A 17,115-nucleotide genomic window follows, 5' to 3' on the forward strand; every position below is an offset into this window, starting at 1 on the left:
TTAGCGACCCTCCTGAAGCCCAAAAAACGCTGTTTCTTGGGGGCTTTTTCGGACAGGTATTCTGAACACCGGTAGATGCTCAATAATGAGGCATTGATTCTCTTCTACTGAAAGAGATACTTGTCATATTGCACATATTTGTCCCATGTCAGCAAAAGAGGTGTTCAATTACGCATTTAAGTACTGGTCTCAGATTGTAGTGTTGGCAAGTATTCCAGTTGCCATAGTGAAGATTGTATTAGACAGGCGTACTAAGCGAGAAGAGATTCGGTACAATGGGTTGTTAGCAATCCGCAACACAGAAATAAAGCACTACTCCAATGCTGTTGGGGTAATGTTTGCCAGACTAAACACCCTTCCAGTAGTAATCAACACTGATGATGAAAAGCTAGAAAAGTTAGTGGGTGGGCTGTTAGCCGCACACGAGAACTTGACAAGTACTTACGTATGCGTTTCGTTCTTTATCCCACTTGCTGACATAGGACCTCTGGCTGAGTTCAATGATACGCTTTCGAATATATGCATGGCTTTTATCATGTTGATAAGTAAGCACCTGAATAATGCCATCACGTTTGAGGAGTTTGAAAATCAATTCAAGGAGTTACGGCCTACTTTAGATGATTCTGCTAAGAGAATTATAACGTCTTCTCAGATAGTACAGGACATTATCCATAAGCACATTGGAGTAGAGAATCAATGAGAGTGGCCCTATATGCCCGAGTATCAACCCAGGATAAAGACCAGGACCCGGAAAACCAACTGCTGGTGCTGCGCCGCGAAGCCGAGCGCGCAGGCGACGTAGTCGTAAAGGAGTACGTCGATGAGGACTCGGGCCGCAAGTCCAGCCGGAAGGCCTTCCAGCAGCTGCTGGCCGACGCCAGCAAGCGCAAGTTCGACCTGGTGCGTGTGTGGGACTTAAGCCGCTTTAGCCGCGAAGGAGTCGAGAAGGTGTTCGAGTATACGTCGCTGCTGGAGCAGTGCGGGGTGAGCTTCTGGAGCTACTCCGAGCCGATGCTCAATACGGCCGGCCCAATGAAAGACTTTATGAAAGCGGTGCTCAGCTGGGCTGCCGGCTACTACAGTGAGCGGTTGAGCGAAAACGTCAAGCAGGGCTTGGCCCGGAAGAAGCTCAAGGCTACTGAGAAAGGAGAGGTTTACGTGCACGGCCGACGCGCCCTGGCTCCAGAGCTAGTCGCCCAGATCCGAGAGCTGCAAGCAGCAGGCCTCAGCGTCCGGAAAATCAGTGCGGCCGTCGACGTGCCGGTGGGTACGGTCCACAAGTACTTCATTAAAGAAGAGAACCCTGCCGAGTAGCCGGGATTATAGTTCACAAATTACATTACCTGCAGACTTCGTGCTCAAGTATCTGCGGGTGTATCCAAGGAGATCAGGCGCGGCTTCTGGGCGGCATATCGTATATAACTCACGCCCGATATTAGTCATTTGCGCATCTCCGACAGGCAGAGCTACAAGAGCTTTGACTTCCAATCTAACATCGTTGTTCTCTATTCTGACGCTTGGCTTATTTAGATAATATGGGGTGACGTTTGCCCCAAAAGCGGCAATAGTAAAAAGTCCGATATCAGCTAGGTGTTTAAAGTTTTCAACTGTTATACCAGTTGGTAATGGTTCTTCTTGACTTAGATCAGCTATTACGTATAGCTGTTGTGTGTCAAGGTCTTTCCAGATAAAGGAACACGCTTGACGAAACCACATGGCCTCCTGCTGAGACATGGTGGATAAGAACTCAATGGTTCGACGGGAGTAGCAGCCCGGTGCATTTGCCTCTCCTGCTAGCACCTGGGCCCAGAGGTCTTGCATCTGTTCATTGGAAACGAGCCGGGTCTTATCGAAGAAATGAGCCAACCAATCTTGATCAATATATTCAGGGGTGGCTGACTCCTGTAGATTAGGCAGTGATTTTAAAATTGTGGTCTCAATATTTTGCTGCTCTTGCATTCCTTGAGCAATTAGGCGGTTCTGCGTGCGTAAAGCCAGTTCCTTTATAGCTTCATCCGCTTCGGCTTTAATGATGCTGGCTTGGCCCTCAGCCTTAGCCATTCGCACTATCTGCCAAGGTTTGAGCAGGCCGCCCATGGCCTCGCTGCATTTTTCGATCAGAGCCAAGCCAGCTTTGCTAGACAGGAAGCCAGCTCCGGCACCACTACCTAGTAATATGGTTTCGTAAAGCATATCACGTTCTATTTTCAATCTGCAAGAACGGTGAGATTGGGGGAAGGACAAGGTTGAGCAGCCAGTCTTTTCGTGTCCTTTTCGAGGGTAGGAAAGGGGAGGTACTTGAGACCTCATTCTTTTCTACCTCATTTTATGAAACGTTTGCTCGTTGTTCTACTCGCCGTAGCTCTCACGCTCGGGAGTACCGTAGCCGCCGTAAACTCGGCACCTCAACCGAAAATGAAGCGCTACCGCACCCGGTGGCACAAGGTGCAGGGACGCTGGTACAAATTTTTTTACCTGCCTGGCCGAAAGCGTGCCTCGCCGCAAGCTGGAAGAGGGGCAAAAATGAAGCAAATCGGATAAATCTGCCACTGAAACTGCCACTGACTATAATGAAAAACGCCCTCACGATACCGTGAGGGCGTTTTTGGTGGTCGCGCTAGGAATCGAACCTAGATCAAGAGCTTCGGAAACTCTTATACTATCCGTTGTACGACGCGACCAGTCCGGAGCGGATATGGGGCAAAAGTAGAGAGAAAAATATGCCCTGCCAAACGCAAAATGCATTTGCTGATGCTGGCGGCCCAATAATTCTGTGGCGCAGGAGCATAACCAAATCCGGCGGAAGTCAGTTAAGACAGATACACAACCGATTACTCGTCAACCAACACCTACCCATGAAAAAGAATCTGTATACGGCCGAAGCTTCGGCTACTGGCGGCCGCAGCGGCCACGTGCGTTCCTCCGACAGCGTAATTGATATGGATATGTCGGTGCCGGAAGGGTTAGGCGGCAAGAAGGGAGCTACCAACCCCGAGCAGCTCTTTGCCGCCGGCTACGCCTCCTGCTTCCAACAGGCACTGATTGTCATTGCCGGCCGGGAAAACCTTAAGCTGAGCCCCGATAGCACCGTGCAATGCGCCGTGACGCTATTCCAGGACGGCGAAGCTTACGGCCTGAGCGCCGTGCTGGATGTGGACCTGAAGGATATGGACCAGCAAAAGGCCTTTGAGCTCGTGAACAAAGCCCACCAGATCTGCCCGTATTCGGTGGGTACGCGCGGCAATATGGAAGTAGAGCTGAAAGTAGCCGGCCAAGCGGCTCCCGTGGCAGCCGATAACGCTTAGCCTGCAGTCAGATCAGAGCATAAAAAAAGCCTTCCCGTTTTGGCGGGAAGGCTTTTTTGTGGGGTAACTGCTCGGTTGGCTTAGTAAGAACCGCTGCCTTCGGGCGCATGGGGCTTGTTGGCTTCCCCGGCCATAAAGTCGACTGGACGGGAATAGAACGTGGTTACTGAATTGGTGTAGCGCATGCGGCGAATGGGCGTGTCACGCTGAAACACGGTAGGGCATTTGGCGCCCAGGGGTACCAGCATAATGCCGCTAGGCTGAGTCTTCACCCCAAAACGGTTGTCCAAGACCGTGTCGAAGTAATAGAGGTAGGGGTTAAGCCAGTTGAAATAGGTTTTAGTCCGGGTGTTGGAGGCGGTTTCGATGCGTAGTCCCGGGTCGTTGGCCGCCAGGGCCTTCTGCAGTTCAATCAGGTTTACGGGCTCGTTGTTCAGAAAAGGCACCGCGTCCCATTGACCATCCAGCATGACCCACTTCTGCTGGTCACGCAGCCAGACTTCCGTCACGGCGTGGCCGGCGCCTTCGCGGCGGGTTTCCGAGTCGGCGGTTTTCAGGTACACGGCCCGGGCCGGCATTCCCATGGCCGTCAGCACCCCGCTCAGCACGATGCTGTACTCGATGCACTGAAAGTTGTGGCCCAGGTCGGCATCCTTTAGAATGGAAAGTGGGTCGGGCTTTTTGGCGCGCACGTGGCCGTCATGCACCCAGCGGTTGTGTACCCAGGTACAGAGCGTGCGGGCTTTGTCCAGATCGGTCGTCTTGCCGGCCACAATATCATTTAGGGCGTAATTCTCGCGGAGCGTAACCAGGTAAGGCTCATCAGCGGAGCTGTATTGGAAAGTGCAGGGAGTTGGGTCCGGCGCCTGCGAGTACTCCAGGGGTTTGGTCGGCGGCGCCAATAATTGGGCCGGGGCAAAAAAACTGCTACTTAATGCCGCAAACAACGCAAATCCTGCAAATGCCTTAGATATCATGGGTAGAGGTGTATGCAAGTAGGGGGTAGGGTAAAGGTGAGGGCAGGGTTCTAACGTGATTCGCTAGTCTAGGTTTTTGTCAAATCATATTGCAATAACAATATTATTTTGTTATAAATCTAGACTAATGGCTGTGGTCACATGATTATGTCACATAAAAAAGCCCGCCCGATAATTCGGGCGGGCTTTTTTGTCGTTTCCTGGCGTCAGGAAACGACTGGTACTTAAGCGTTTTGGGCGGCCAAAACTTCTTTTACTTTCTGAGCGGCATCTTTCAGCAATACGGCCGAGTACACCTTCAGGCCGCTCTCGTCGATGATGCGGGCGCCTTCTTCGGCGTTGGTACCCTGCAGACGCACGATAATCGGCACTTTGATGTCGCCGATGTTCTTGTAGGCTTCTACCACACCGTTGGCCACCCGGTCGCAGCGTACGATGCCACCAAAGATGTTAATCAGGATGGCCTTCACATTCGGGTCCTTCAGGATGATACGGAAACCGGCTTCTACGGTCTGGGCATTAGCTCCACCCCCTACGTCGAGGAAGTTGGCGGGCTCCCCGCCCGAGAGCTTAATGATGTCCATGGTAGCCATGGCCAAGCCGGCGCCGTTGACCATGCAGCCCACGTTGCCGTCGAGCTTCACGTAGTTCAGGTTCGAGGCCGAGGCCTCTACTTCCAGCGGGTCTTCCTCGTTGGTGTCGCGCAGGGCTACGAAGTCCTTGTGGCGGTAGAGGGCGTTTTCGTCGAGGGTTACCTTGGCGTCCACGGCCAGGATCTTGTTGTCCGACGTTTTGAGGACGGGGTTAATTTCGAACATCGAGGAATCGGTGTCGTCATAGGCCTTATAAAGGGCCGTTACGAACTTCACCATTTCCTTGAAGGCTTCGCCCTCGGTGCCGAGGTTGAAGGCAATTTTGCGGGCCTGGAAGCCCTGCAGACCCACGCGGGGGTCGATGATTTCCTTGTGGATTTTCTCGGGGTGCGCCTCAGCTACTTCCTCGATGTCCATGCCACCCTCGGTGGTGTAGATGATGACGTTCTTGCCCGAAGTCCGGTCGAGCAGCACGCTCATGTAGTATTCCTTGGGCTCGGAAGCACCGGGGTAGTACACGTCCTGGGCTACCAGCACTTTGTGCACTTTGCGGCCTTCGGCACCGGTTTGCTTGGTTACGAGCTGCATGCCGATAATCTGGCCGGCAATTTCTTTTACCTGCTCCAGGTTTTTGGCGAGTTTCACCCCGCCCCCTTTGCCGCGGCCACCCGCGTGGATCTGGGCCTTAATCACGTGCCAGCTGGTGCCGGTGTCGGCGGTCAGCTTTTTGGCCGCTTCTACAGCTTCTTCCGCGGTGTCGGCCACAATGCCTTCCTGCACGCGGACGCCGTAGCTTTTGAGGATTTCTTTACCCTGATACTCGTGAATGTTCATAGAGGGTCAGTTCAATGGGGGTTGACGGGGTGGTGTTCTACTAGGCCACGAAAGTAGGCATTATTCGCTGTCATTGCGAGTAAGGCCCCGGATTCCGGACGGGAGACGGCGAAAATTGCCCTTTCAACCGCCAGCACCCAGTTTTGTTAGCCGGACAATCGGTTGTCCTGGAGTTCGGCCCGCGTCTTGCTGCCGCCCAACGCTGAAACCCGCTTTATTGCCCAAACCAGCGGGCCATAACCTGCTCGGCGGGCTTGTGCTGGGGCGTGAAATCGGCGTGGCGGCGGGCGGGGCCGTCGGGGGCTAGGCCGGGGTACCATTTCCAGACAAACAGCCCCTTGAACCAGGGCTGGGGCCAGAACGTCTCAAACAAAGCGGCGTAGCAGTTGGCCTGGGTTTGCTCATCAGAAGTGAAGAATACGGCCGTGCGGTCGGGCCAAGTCCAGGGCTCAATGGCCGCGTCGGCAGTGTTGCGGTAGCCAGCTTCGGTGAAGACTACAGGCTTCCGGTATTTCTTCCGTACCCGTTCGATGGCCGCCTGGTGGGCTTGCCAGGCGGCCCGCAGCTCAGCCGGGGGCGGACTCGAGTTCTTGCTCAGCGGGAAATAGGCTTGGATGCCGATAAAGTCCAGCGCATCCCAGAACCGGACCTGCTCGTACTCGCCGCTCCAGTTGGCAGCGTACGTGAGCGGGCCGTGATACACGCGGCGTACCTCTTTAATAAGAGTACGCCATTCTTTCTCGTGGCTCACAGTTTTGCCCAGCTCCGTACCAATGCAAAGCGCGCCAAAGTGATTTTCTTCGGCCATTTGAGCGTAGTGCAGTATAAAAACGGAGTAGGAAGCAAACCAGGCCTGCCACGCGGCGGGCGTCGCCATGTCGATATTGCCGGGCCAAGCCCCGGGGCCCCGCACCCAGAGGTGGGGCTTTAGCAAAGTCTGGATACCGCGCTGCTGGGCCAGCTGGGCCGTATAGATCAAGCCGTAGTCGGTTTCGCCCCAGAGGCCGCGCCGCCGGCTTTGCCCGGTGCGGGTGCCGGTATGCAGCTGCACGGCGGGCACCGTGGCGCTGGGCTGCCAGCCAAAGGGCGTTTGAGCTATCCAGGTGACGTGGGCCTGGGTCAGAGGCTCCAGATCGGCGGCCGTAATTGAATCGCCGGCTACCCAACTCACGCCCCGGAAGCGGTCATCGGCCAGCAGCTCGGCCAGGGGCCGGGCCGGGGGGGCAGCTGCGGGCCGGGGGGCGGGCGAGTGGGGCCAGTACCACCAGGCCGCTGCCACGGTCAGCAGCAGACCCAGGGCTGCTGCGGGGCCGGCCCAGAGCCAATGGCGCGCAGAAAACGAAGCAACCATGCGTCGGGAAAGGGGAGGAGAGAAAAAAGAAAGTAGGCTTGCTGGCAGCACTAGCCGGGTTTTCTGCGTAGCAAGCCGGGAAGCTAGTCGGCAACTAAGGGCTAATCTGCAATTCAAACCCGACAACTCCCTACATTCCGTAGATTTGTTTTTAATACGCGCCCATTCAATTCTGCTTTCCCTTGCTGCAGGCCATCAACGTTCGGAAGAAATACAACACGCTGGAAGTGCTCCGGGGCATCGATCTGACAATTGAAAAGTCGGAAATCGTGTCGATTGTCGGCTCCTCGGGGGCTGGAAAAAGTACGCTGCTGCACATTTTGGGCACTCTGGACAACCCCGACTCGGGCGAGGTGCTGTTCGATGGTACTTCGGTCAGCTCGCTGGGTCGCTCCGACCTGGCCCGGTTTCGTAATCGCCACATTGGCTTTATCTTCCAGTTTCACAACCTGCTGCCCGAGTTCACGGCCCTGGAAAACGTGTGCTTGCCGGCTTACCTAGCCGGCCGCTCGGAAAAGGAAACCCGGGTGCGGGCCCGTGAATTGCTGGGTATGCTCAACCTGGAACGCCGCGCCGACCATAAGCCTTCCGAAATGAGCGGCGGGGAGCAGCAGCGCACGGCCGTAGCCCGGGCTCTGATCAACTCCCCCGAAATTATCTTCGCCGACGAGCCCAGCGGCAACCTCGATTCCCAGAATGCCCAGGAGCTGCACCAGATTTTCTTTCTGCTGCGCAAAGAGCTGGGTCAAACCTTCGTGATTGTGACCCACAACGACCAGCTGGCCGAAATGGCCGACCGCAAGATTACCATGCGCGACGGCAACATCTGGGAAGGCTAGGCAGGCTAGCAAAGATTGCTAAGATAACTGGTTAAGCTTAAATACGTTATAGGCTCTGTTGGACGTTGGGTCCGGCAGAGCTTTTTTTATTGCCCGCCGCTGCGGCCGCCGACGCTCAGTAGTCGGCTAAATATTTTAGCCAATGTTTAAGCGAATAGGAACACATAGTATATGTCTTACGTTTGCTATTGTGCTAACCAGGTTAGAAATAGGGTATTTGAAAATACTTTGTAACTACCTGATAATCAAGACAAAAATTTACTAAAAAAGCCCTGGTTTTTTGCACCAAAAACCCCGTACTTTAGTTTAGTAATAGAACAACAGAACGTACTACAGGACACTTATGGAAACCGCCATGAACGAAGCCACCAAAGCCCCTAAAACCCAGGTCAACAAGACCAAAATCGAGAGCTACGACATCTCGCGCTCCGATGAGACGTTGCACTTGGCCACGGATTTGGCCAAGTTCATCAAGGATAATAAGCTCACCACGAATGTGCAGGGCAAAGAGTTTGTGAATGTGGAGGGCTGGCAGTATGCCGGTTCCCGACTGGGCATCGTGCCCATCGTGGACCACGTCATCAATGTGAGCACCGAAACAGAAATAAAGTATCAGGCCAAAGTGACGCTGTTCGACTTGCGCAGCGGCCACACGGTGGGCGCGGGCTTCGCCATCTGCTCGAATAAGGAGCAGGGCAAGAAGTTCTACCAGGAGTTTGCCATCATGAGCATGGCTCAGACGCGCGCTATTGGGAAGGCCTACCGTAACATTCTGGCCTGGATTATCCGGGCGGCGGGCTACGAGCCCACCCCGGCTGAGGAAATGGATTACGGCGGAAACACGACCGATGCGAAGGTGGTTGCCGCTGCTCCGGCTCCTCAGGAAGCTCCCGCTGCCCAGGTAGCCGCGGCCATGAAGGCCGTACCCGCTGAGCCAGTGGTAGCCGAAGCTGCTGCTCCCGCAGTAGCCTACGCCACGGCGTCGCAGAAAGAGGAAATCATCCGCTTGCTCAACCATCCGGTGATTACCCGTCAGGAAAAGACCAAGATGCTCCTCAACATCAACCGTCTGGACGAAGAGCGCGCTAACCAGGCCATTGCCAAGCTTAAGAAGGCCATCGACGACCGTGAAAACGGCGAGTCGGCTGCCGCCTAAGGATTTATCTATCCTTATTTATATCGAAAGCCCGGTTCCGTATGGAGCCGGGCTTTTTTGTCTTTGTACCCGCTCGGCTGTCAGCCTTCATCTGGCGTACGCTTGCGAAGGACCTTCCTCGCCTTGGTGACAAGCTTGATTCAACCCGATAAAGCTATTTGCCAACAGCATAATTGAAGGGTTTTTACATTGGCACTGAACTGCAGTGGGGTAGGAGAGAAGGGTCCTTCGCAAGCGTACGCCAGATGAAGGCTGGCAGATGAGCGGTAATGCCCAACCGCCGCTTCCGTTTCCCGCCGGGCGGCGCTACCTTCGCCTTTCCTTATTCTAGCCCGGATTCTTACGCTTTGTCAGACCTACCTACCGACGATATTCTGCTGGTCTTGCGCCAGACCTGGGGCCACTCGGCTTTCCGGCCCATGCAGGAAGACATTATCCGCTCGGTGCTGGCTGGGCAGGATACCCTGGCCTTGCTGCCCACTGGTGGCGGCAAAAGCATTTGCTTTCAGGTGCCCGCCCTGGCCCGGCCGGGCCTGTGCCTGGTCGTCTCCCCGCTGATTGCCCTGATGAAAGACCAGGTGGAAAACCTGCGCAAGCGCGGCATCAAGGCCGAAGCGGTGTACGCGGGGATGAGCCACACTGAAATCGACCAGACGCTGGACAACTGCGTGTACGGGCCGGTGAAGTTCCTGTACGTAAGTCCGGAGCGGCTGCTGACCGACATGTTTCAGGCCCGCGTCAAGAAGATGAAGGTGAGTTTGCTGGCCGTGGATGAGGCGCACTGCCTTTCTCAGTGGGGGTATGACTTCCGGCCGCCCTACTTACGCATTGCCGAGCTGCGGGAGCTGCTGCCGGGCGTGCCCTGCATTGCCCTCACGGCCACGGCTACCGAGCAAGTGCGCCAGGATATTGTGGAAAAGCTGCATTTTGGGGTCAACCACCGCGTTTTTCAGCAGAGCTTCGCCCGGCCGAACCTGTCGTACTCGGTGCTGGCTACCGAAGACAAGCTGCGGCGGCTGGAGGAAGTAGTGCGCGGGGTGGGGGCCGACAAAACCAGTATCGTGTATGCCCGCACCCGGCGCCAGACGGAGGATACAGCGGCGTTTCTGCAGCAGGCGGGTGTAAAAGCTGCACCCTACCACGCCGGTTTGCCCTCCGAGCAGCGCACCCGCACCCAGCAGGAGTGGATGCAGAACCGCATCCGGTGCATTGTGGCCACCAACGCCTTTGGTATGGGCATCGACAAGCCCGACGTGCGCCTGGTAGTGCACCTCGACGCGCCGGATAATCTGGAGGCCTACTATCAGGAAGCGGGCCGGGCCGGGCGCGACGAGAAGTACGCCTTTGCCGTGCTCTTGCAGGCTCCCAATGATGCCGACGAGTTGCGCCGCCGCACCCAGCAGGCCTTTCCTCCCCTCGATACGGTGCGGCGGGTGTACCAGGCGTTGGCTAATTTCTCGCGCACGGCCGTGGGCGGTGGCGAGTTGGTAGCCTTCGACTTCGACTTGCAGCAGTTTGCCGAAACCTACCGTATCAAGGCCCTGGACGCACACAACAGCCTGCGGACCCTGGAGCGGGAAGGCTTCGTGCAGGTGAACGAGGCCGTCAACAACCCCGCCCGGGTGCACATTCCCATCGACCACACCGATTTGTACCGCTTTCAGGTGGCCAATGCCCAGCACGACCAGCTCATCAAAAGCTTGCTGCGCTTCAACGGTGGGGAGCTGTTCACCGGCTTTCAGCGGATTTCGGAAAACAGCCTGGCCCAGCACCTGAAAAAAAGCGTGCTGGACGTGCGCAAAATGCTCGTATTCCTCCACCGCTCGGGCATTATCCAGTACCAGCCCAAGCACGAATCACCCCAGGCCTTGTTCACGACGGGCCGCTACGACGCCGACAAGCTGCCCCTGGACCAGAAGCGCCTCAACCAGGCCCGGGAGCTAGCCCTGCACAAAACCGAGTCGGTAATTCGTTACGCTGATGGGGGCCGCTGCCGCCAGCAGCTGCTGCTGGAGTATTTTGGGGAGCTGGACGCCGTCCCCTGCAAGGTGTGCGACTATTGCCTGGCCCAGAAAAAAGCCCAGCAGGCCCCGGCGCCGGCGGCCGGATTGCGCGAGCAACTCGTGCAACTGCTCAAAGCCGCGCCCCAGACGCCCCGGGAAGTGCTGACCCATTTTGCGCCCGGGCAAGCCACCGAAGTTACCGAGCAACTGCGGGAGCTGGTCGAGCTGGGCCAGCTGCGCTACGCGCCCGACGGGCGGTTGGGGTAAAGCTGACGTGCGGTTTAAGTAACAAGTCGCCCCGGCTGCCTCTGAGACTAGGGCGGCCGGGGCGGCTTGTTTTCGAAAAGTTGACGGAATTACTTTTTCAGCAGCTTGAGCAGCTCTTCGGCAGCCGGCTCCGAGGAAGCCGGGTTCTGGCCCGTAATTAAGTGGCCTTCGGTGACTACATACGGCTGCCAGTCGGCGCCTTTGGAGTAGTTGGCACCGTGGGCTACCAGCATGTCTTCCACCAAAAACGGCACCACGTCGGTGAGCTGTACGGCGGCTTCTTCGGAGTTGGTGAAGCCCGCTACTTGCTTGCCTTTCACCAGCGGCTCGCAGTTGGCGGCTTTCACGTGGCGCAGGACGCCGGGCGCGTGGCAGACGGCCGCCACCGGTTTGCCGGCGGCGTAAAAGCTTTCAATCAACTCAATCGACTTTTGGTCCTCGGCCAAATCCCAGAGCGGGCCGTGGCCACCGGGGTAGAATACCGCGTCGTAGTCGGCAGCCGATACGGAGGCGAGCTTTACCGTGCTGGCCAGGGCTTGCTGGGCAGCCGGGTCACTTTTGAAGCGCCGGGTAGCATCGGTCTGGGCGCCGGGGTCGTCACTCTTGGGGTCGAGGGGTGGCTGCCCACCGGCGGGGGAGGCCAGGGTCAGGGTCGCGCCGGCGTCTTTAAAAACGTAGTAGGGAGCGGCAAACTCTTCCAGCCAGAAGCCGGTTTTGTGGCCCGTGTTTCCCAGCTCGTCGTGGGAAGTCAATACCATCAGAATGTTCATGATGAATTAGGTACAGAGTGAAAAAGAAACGGCGCGGCCTTACAGCAGCAGCCGGTAGAAAGTGGTTTTGCGCTCGGCCAGCAGGGGCACAATCTGGCCCAGCACGATACGCTTGAAGTCGGCCGTTTCGCGGTGGGCCAGCTGAGCGGCCTGGTTCACGTACTGCTCGTAGATGAAGAAGCGCCCCGGCTCCTCGGTCGACTGATGGGCGGTGTACACCAGGTTGCCGGGCTCGTTGGCGCGCACGGCTTGGGCCGCTTCCCGCAGCAGGCGGCCCACCGTTTCCTCGTGCCCAGGTTGCACCAGCCACTCGGCCGCTACGCAATAGATATCTGCTTCAGTACTCATAAGGTTGGGAGTTTAAGGTTTCACGCAGTGGTTCGGGGGGTAAAACCGCAGGGTCGCGCAGTGGCTGTTCTGGAGACACAGAACCAGCGCGAAACCCTGCGGGCAATAGATGTTAGCTGACTTTCACCAGGGCTTTGCCGGTATTTTCGCCTTTAAAGAGGCCCAGAAAAGCCGCCGGAATCTGGTCGAAGCCCTCGGTAATGGTTTCCTCGGCCTGCAGCTTGCCCTGGCGGTACCACTGCGTGAGCTGCTGCACGCCCTCGGGCCAGCGGCTGTAATAGTCGCCCACGATGAAGCCTTGCAGCCGGGCGCTGCTTTTGAGTAGCTTGGTTTCGGGGCGCGGGCCCACCGGCGTTTCGGTATCGTTGTAGCTGGCAATCTGCCCGCAGAGGGCAATACGGGCGTGCTTGTTGAGCAAATCGTAGACGGCATCGGTAATGGCACCGCCCACGTTGTCGAAGTAGCAGTCGACGCCGCCGGGAGCCGCTGCCGCCAGGGCCTGGGCCATGTCGGGCGTGGTTTTGTAGTTGATAGCCTCGTCGAAACCCAGCTGCTTGAGGTAGGCTACTTTCTCGGCGGAGCCGGCCGTGCCGATAACCCGGGCGCCCTGAATCTTGGCCAGCTGGCCCACCACCATGCCCACGGCCCCGGCCGCGCCCGATACCACCACGGTTTCGCCGGGCTTGGGCTGGCAGATGTCGAGCAGCCCGAAGTAGGCCGTCAGCCCGGGCATGCCCAGCAGCCCCAGGAAGTAGCTCACCGGCGCCTGGTCGGTTGGAATCCGGTTCAGGCCTTTGCCGTCGGAGAGAACAAACTCCTGCCAGGGCAGATTGCCGACCACCACGCTGCCCACCGGCAAGGCTTCGTTTTGGCTTTCAATGACTTCGGCCACGGCCCCGCCGGCAATTGGCTCGCCCACCTGAAACGGCGCAATGTAGGACTTGCCCTCGTTCATGCGGCCCCGCATGTAGGGGTCCACGGATACGTAGCGGGTCTGGAGCAGCACCTGGCCAGCGGCCGGGGCGGGCAGCTCCCGGGTTTCGAACTGAAATTGGGCGGCCGTGGGCAGGCCCTGAGGGCGGCTGGCCAGCAGAATGGTTTGGGTTTTCATAGACGTAGAAGGGAAGCGGGAAAGGATAGAAACCAAAAACTGTCATTCCGGGCGGTGGTCCGGCCCGAAATGACAGTTGGCAGCACTGCGCTAAAACTACGCGTTGGTCGTCGTGCTCAGCGTTACCTCGATGTTGCCTTTGGTAGCGCGCGAGTAGGGGCAAATGCCGTGGGCGGCTTCCACCAGCTGCTCGGCCTGGGCCTGCTCGATACCGGGAATGTTCACGTGCAGGTCGGCCGAAATGCCGTAGCCGCCGTCTTCGGCCTTACCGAAGCCGATGAAAGCTTCCACCGTCACGCCTTCCAGCTTCACCTTGGCCTGGCGGGCGGCCACCCCCAGGGCGCCTTCGAAGCAGGCCGCGTAGCCGGCAGCAAACAGCTGCTCAGGGTTGGTAGCTCCCGCCTTGCCGGGGCCGCCCATTTCCTTGGGCGTGCTCAGGTCGATGTCCAGCACGTTGTTGTTGGTGGTTACATGACCGTCGCGGCCACCTTTGGCCAGGGCTTGAGCGGTGAAGATTTTTTCGATTTTCATCGGAGCAGAGAAAAAAAGTGAATTGGGTAGAAAAGCCGGCCGGGTTACGACAGCCGGGTTAAAAGCGTGTTGAGTTGGGCGCGCAGGGTGTCAAATTCAGCCGAAGTCATGCCCAGGTGCTGAAACAGCCGCTCGGGAATGTGGCAGGCCGGCTCGCGCAGGGCCCGGCCCGCTGGCTCGAGGCGGATAAGCACCGACCGTTCGTCGCGCGGGTCGCGGCGGCGGCTGAGCCACTGCTTCTGCTCCATGCGCTTGAGCAGGGGCGTGAGCGTGCCCGAATCGAGCAGCAGCTTCTCCCCCAGCTCCTTGACCGTCAGCTCGTCGTGTTCCCACAGCAGCAGGAACACCAGATACTGTGGGTAGGTCAGGTCGAGGGCCTGCAGGTAGGGCTGGTAGGCTTTGGTCAGCATCCGCGACACGGCGTACAGCGGGAAGCACAGCTGATTATCAAGCTGCAGCAGGGCATCGGCGGAAGAAGAGGAAGCGGCGGGGTTGCTCATTGGGTTGTGCAAGTATAACGGGTTGTATTGTGTAATGTTTAATTGTGTACAATTAAATTTAGTTCATTCCAATATGTTATTGATAATGAGCTATAAAAAATGCCGACCCCGCAAGAGCGGAGCCGGCAGTGGCAGAAACCGGTGGTTGGAGCCTACTGGGCCTTATAGGCATTGTAGCCGCCGAGCAGGTTGCGCACGTGGCTGAAACCGTGTTGGGTGAGCAGAGCCTTGGCCGTGGCCGAGCGGCCGCCGCCCTTGCAGTGCACAATGATTTCGGCGTCTTTGTGGTCTTCCAATTCGGCAATTTTATCGGGCAGGGTGCCGAGCGGAATGTTCTGGCTGCCTTCGATGCGGCCTTCCTCATTTTCCCAAGGCTCGCGCACGTCCAGGATAATGGGGGTTTCGCCGGCGGCCTGCCGCTGCTTCAGCTCTTCGGGGGTGATGTCGTTCATAAAAAAGAAAAGTAAATAAGAAACAAAGGCAACTGAGCCGCAACAATAGCCAATTCAACTGAAGAATTGGTGAATTCTGCCCGTTAGCGGGCCAGCACCAGGCGCTTGTTGACCAACAGCCCACTAGGCAAGGTAAGCTGCACGACGTAAACGCCGCCGGGCAGGTGCTGCAGGTTCAGTTCCGGCTGGCCCAGTTCCGCGGCGGGCTGGGTCCAGACGGTGCGGCCCAGGGCGTCGAGTACGGCGGCTTGCCGGTAGCTACCCTGCACTTGCACTAGGCCGCGGCTGGGGTTGGGGTAGAGCGAGTAGGCGGCGGCCGTTTGGGCGTCGGCGGTGGCGCTGACGGCTACGTTGTTGGTCATCACCGGACGCATCATGACGGCCCCGGCCGGGGCGCCGCCCACGCTGGAGAAGTCGAACGAGGCGTTTTCCCACACTCCAAATGTGTTTTTGAGGAAATAGCCTTCGGGCGGGGCATTGTTCAAATCCAGGCCGAAGGGCACTACTGAATTGCCGTACTGCCCGTGCCCGTAGCCCACGTAGAAGGCGCCCGATACCGGTACCGGCGCGGCAAAGAAGATTTCCATAAACTTCTGGCCGGCGGGCAGCGCGGCCGGAATCGTGAAGCTCTGGGTAGCCTTGGGCTGGGCGGCGGGCTTGCCACCCTGGTCATCCCAGACGTTGACGGTAATCACGCGGCCGGCGGCGGCGGGCAGAATCGGGTAGAGGCGCAGGCTGCGGACCTGGTCGGGCTTGTTGAGGTCGTAGCGGTGGGCCCGGTAGCGCAGGCCGGTGGTCGAAAACCGCTCGATGCTGAGCGTGGCTTCCGGGGTGCCGTCGTCGTAGGCGTAGTAATTACGCAGCTCGGTAAGCCGCGAAATGGTGTCGTTGCGCACGGTTGGGGCGGTGGCGGCTTCCCCGGTGAGCAGATAAATAGAGTGGCGCAGCACTTTTTCCTCCGGCGTCAGCGGAATAGCCAGCGGGCGGGCATCCACGACCACTGGCGTCTGCCGGCTACCGGGGTCCAGGGGCTTGCCCGTTTTGGCGGTGGTAGCTACCGGGCCACCGGGCAGCACTTGCAGCGTGCCGAGCCAGTCGACGGGCGTGCTGGCCGGGCCGGGCCCGAGGTTGTTGACGGTAGTGCTGATAACGTCGTTCAGCTCCGCGCTGGGATTCGCGCTGGCGTTGTACTGCCACACCGGCATGCTGGTGTAGCGCTTGAGTAGGCTGCCCAGCGGCCGGCTCGTGGCAATGTCGCGGTTGGTGGAGTCGGTGGCCGAGCGGTTGCGGTCCAGGCGCACGTAGTCGATGCTCCAGGCGTCGTCGTTGTCCACGTTGCTCTGGTTGCCGGAGGTATGAAATCGGAAGCGGAAATCCGCGTGCAGAAAGCGCGGGTCGGTAACTGGGAAGAGCAACTGCTGGAAGCCCGTGCGCCGGCCCTGGCTGCGCTGGGTCCAGATCAGCTGCCAGTCGTCGGGCCCACCGTTGCCCAGGAATTCGAGCTGGATAAACACCGGCCGGGAGCTGCTGGCCGTCGTCGGGGCCGACACGATGTTGCCGGCCTGCCAGAAAAAGCTCAGGTAGGCATTGTCGCTCGTCTTGAGTCCACTCAAATCGATGGGCAGGGAGGTGAGCGTGTCGGTGTCGCTGAAAAAGCTGCCCCGAGGCAAACCCTTGGCGTTGAGTCCGTCGAAGGTAGCTGCCCCGCGCGACGGGGGCGCCAGCACGAAGCGGTTGTTGACCAGTACGCCGCCGCCGGCTTCCCAGCGCTGCGGGCTGGGGGCCCCTTCGGGCTGGGTAGAAAAGTCGTCGAAAAAGGGTAGGCTGAGCGCGGCGGGCCGGGCCGCTGCAGGGGCGCTACCCGGCGCCGGACTCCGGCTGGGGTCGGCGGGCAAGGCGCCGGGCACCTGGGCCCGGGCCGTCGTCGGTACTGTTAGGGGTAATAGGCCGGCGCCGAGCAGCAGGGCTGATAAAAGACGTAAGGAACGGGTCATACGGGCAAGTTACGGAAGCCAAACGAGGGCAAGGGCGTGAATATTTCAAGCCCGGGCCGCCCGTTTGGTCAATGAGCCAGGCGG

Annotated in this window: 17 protein-coding genes and 1 tRNA gene; 6 read left to right on the plus strand and 12 right to left on the minus strand. The window is 58.3% G+C overall.

The window, feature by feature from the left end:
* Nucleotides 1–145 precede the first annotated feature (145 nt).
* Both CLV45_RS04375 and CLV45_RS04380 read left to right on the plus strand, forming a co-directional pair.
* Nucleotides 146–700, plus strand: a complete 555-nt coding sequence (locus tag CLV45_RS04375; RefSeq protein ID WP_100335173.1) for a hypothetical protein — start codon at nucleotides 146–148, stop codon at nucleotides 698–700.
* Nucleotides 697–1,314, plus strand: a complete 618-nt coding sequence (locus CLV45_RS04380; protein ID WP_100335174.1) for a recombinase family protein — start codon at nucleotides 697–699, stop codon at nucleotides 1,312–1,314. Before CLV45_RS04375 ends, CLV45_RS04380 begins: the two co-directional genes overlap by 4 nt.
* 6 nt (nucleotides 1,315–1,320) lie before the next feature.
* Here the strand turns inward: CLV45_RS04380 and CLV45_RS04385 are convergent, their stop codons facing one another.
* Entirely contained in the window at nucleotides 1,321–2,193 is an 873-nt protein-coding gene (locus tag CLV45_RS04385) for a DUF2806 domain-containing protein (protein WP_157807288.1), read from the minus strand.
* 413 nt (nucleotides 2,194–2,606) lie between these two features.
* A tRNA-Arg gene (locus tag CLV45_RS04390) sits at nucleotides 2,607–2,681 on the minus strand.
* A gap of 174 nt (nucleotides 2,682–2,855) precedes the next feature.
* On the opposite strand from CLV45_RS04390, the gene CLV45_RS04395 reads away from it, so the two are divergent.
* On the plus strand, nucleotides 2,856–3,305 hold the full coding sequence (locus tag CLV45_RS04395) for an organic hydroperoxide resistance protein (protein WP_100335176.1): 450 nt from the start codon (nucleotides 2,856–2,858) through the stop codon (nucleotides 3,303–3,305).
* A gap of 80 nt (nucleotides 3,306–3,385) precedes the next feature.
* On the opposite strand, the gene CLV45_RS04400 is transcribed toward CLV45_RS04395, so the two are convergent.
* The 3 genes from CLV45_RS04400 to CLV45_RS04410 all read right to left on the minus strand — a co-directional run bounded on the left by CLV45_RS04400 (nucleotide 3,386) and on the right by CLV45_RS04410 (nucleotide 7,060).
* On the minus strand, nucleotides 3,386–4,207 hold the full coding sequence (locus CLV45_RS04400) for a transglutaminase-like domain-containing protein (protein ID WP_157807289.1): 822 nt from the start codon (nucleotides 4,205–4,207) through the stop codon (nucleotides 3,386–3,388).
* 299 nt (nucleotides 4,208–4,506) lie between these two features.
* Entirely contained in the window at nucleotides 4,507–5,709 is a 1,203-nt protein-coding gene (sucC, locus tag CLV45_RS04405) for an ADP-forming succinate--CoA ligase subunit beta (RefSeq protein ID WP_100335178.1), read from the minus strand.
* A gap of 214 nt (nucleotides 5,710–5,923) precedes the next feature.
* The gene (locus CLV45_RS04410) at nucleotides 5,924–7,060 is read right to left on the minus strand and encodes a glycoside hydrolase family 113 (protein WP_100335179.1); all 1,137 of its coding nucleotides are present in this window, start codon (nucleotides 7,058–7,060) and stop codon (nucleotides 5,924–5,926) included.
* A 182-nt stretch (nucleotides 7,061–7,242) separates the two neighbouring features.
* On the opposite strand from CLV45_RS04410, the gene CLV45_RS04415 reads away from it, so the two are divergent.
* The 3 genes from CLV45_RS04415 to CLV45_RS04425 all read left to right on the plus strand — a co-directional run bounded on the left by CLV45_RS04415 (nucleotide 7,243) and on the right by CLV45_RS04425 (nucleotide 11,325).
* A complete protein-coding gene (locus CLV45_RS04415) occupies nucleotides 7,243–7,899 on the plus strand; it encodes an ABC transporter ATP-binding protein (RefSeq protein WP_100335180.1) in 657 nt (218 codons plus the stop codon).
* A 343-nt stretch (nucleotides 7,900–8,242) separates the two neighbouring features.
* A complete protein-coding gene (locus CLV45_RS04420; RefSeq protein ID WP_245882626.1) occupies nucleotides 8,243–9,055 on the plus strand; it encodes a hypothetical protein in 813 nt (270 codons plus the stop codon).
* A gap of 347 nt (nucleotides 9,056–9,402) precedes the next feature.
* Nucleotides 9,403–11,325 carry a RecQ family ATP-dependent DNA helicase gene (locus tag CLV45_RS04425; protein WP_245882627.1) on the plus strand — a complete coding sequence of 641 codons (1,923 nt, stop codon included), beginning with the start codon at nucleotides 9,403–9,405 and terminating at the stop codon, nucleotides 11,323–11,325.
* A gap of 89 nt (nucleotides 11,326–11,414) precedes the next feature.
* On the opposite strand, the gene CLV45_RS04430 is transcribed toward CLV45_RS04425, so the two are convergent.
* From CLV45_RS04430 to CLV45_RS04460, 7 genes are all read right to left on the minus strand, one after another.
* Nucleotides 11,415–12,095, minus strand: a complete 681-nt coding sequence (locus CLV45_RS04430) for a type 1 glutamine amidotransferase domain-containing protein (protein WP_100335182.1) — start codon at nucleotides 12,093–12,095, stop codon at nucleotides 11,415–11,417.
* Nucleotides 12,096–12,134: 39 nt separating this feature from the next.
* On the minus strand, nucleotides 12,135–12,443 hold the full coding sequence (locus CLV45_RS04435) for a putative quinol monooxygenase (protein ID WP_100335183.1): 309 nt from the start codon (nucleotides 12,441–12,443) through the stop codon (nucleotides 12,135–12,137).
* A gap of 112 nt (nucleotides 12,444–12,555) precedes the next feature.
* The gene (locus CLV45_RS04440; protein WP_100335184.1) at nucleotides 12,556–13,554 is read right to left on the minus strand and encodes an NADP-dependent oxidoreductase; all 999 of its coding nucleotides are present in this window, start codon (nucleotides 13,552–13,554) and stop codon (nucleotides 12,556–12,558) included.
* A 96-nt stretch (nucleotides 13,555–13,650) separates the two neighbouring features.
* On the minus strand, nucleotides 13,651–14,085 hold the full coding sequence (locus tag CLV45_RS04445; protein ID WP_100335185.1) for an organic hydroperoxide resistance protein: 435 nt from the start codon (nucleotides 14,083–14,085) through the stop codon (nucleotides 13,651–13,653).
* Between the two features lie 44 nt (nucleotides 14,086–14,129).
* Entirely contained in the window at nucleotides 14,130–14,585 is a 456-nt protein-coding gene (locus CLV45_RS04450; RefSeq protein ID WP_100335186.1) for a MarR family winged helix-turn-helix transcriptional regulator, read from the minus strand.
* A gap of 152 nt (nucleotides 14,586–14,737) precedes the next feature.
* Nucleotides 14,738–15,037, minus strand: coding sequence for a rhodanese-like domain-containing protein (locus tag CLV45_RS04455; protein WP_100335187.1), 300 nt, complete (start codon nucleotides 15,035–15,037; stop codon nucleotides 14,738–14,740).
* A gap of 83 nt (nucleotides 15,038–15,120) precedes the next feature.
* Nucleotides 15,121–17,031 carry a T9SS type A sorting domain-containing protein gene (locus CLV45_RS04460; RefSeq protein ID WP_157807290.1) on the minus strand — a complete coding sequence of 637 codons (1,911 nt, stop codon included), beginning with the start codon at nucleotides 17,029–17,031 and terminating at the stop codon, nucleotides 15,121–15,123.
* Nucleotides 17,032–17,115 lie beyond the last annotated feature (84 nt).

The organism is Hymenobacter chitinivorans DSM 11115 (assembly GCF_002797555.1).
GTDB lineage: Bacteria > Bacteroidota > Bacteroidia > Cytophagales > Hymenobacteraceae > Hymenobacter > Hymenobacter chitinivorans.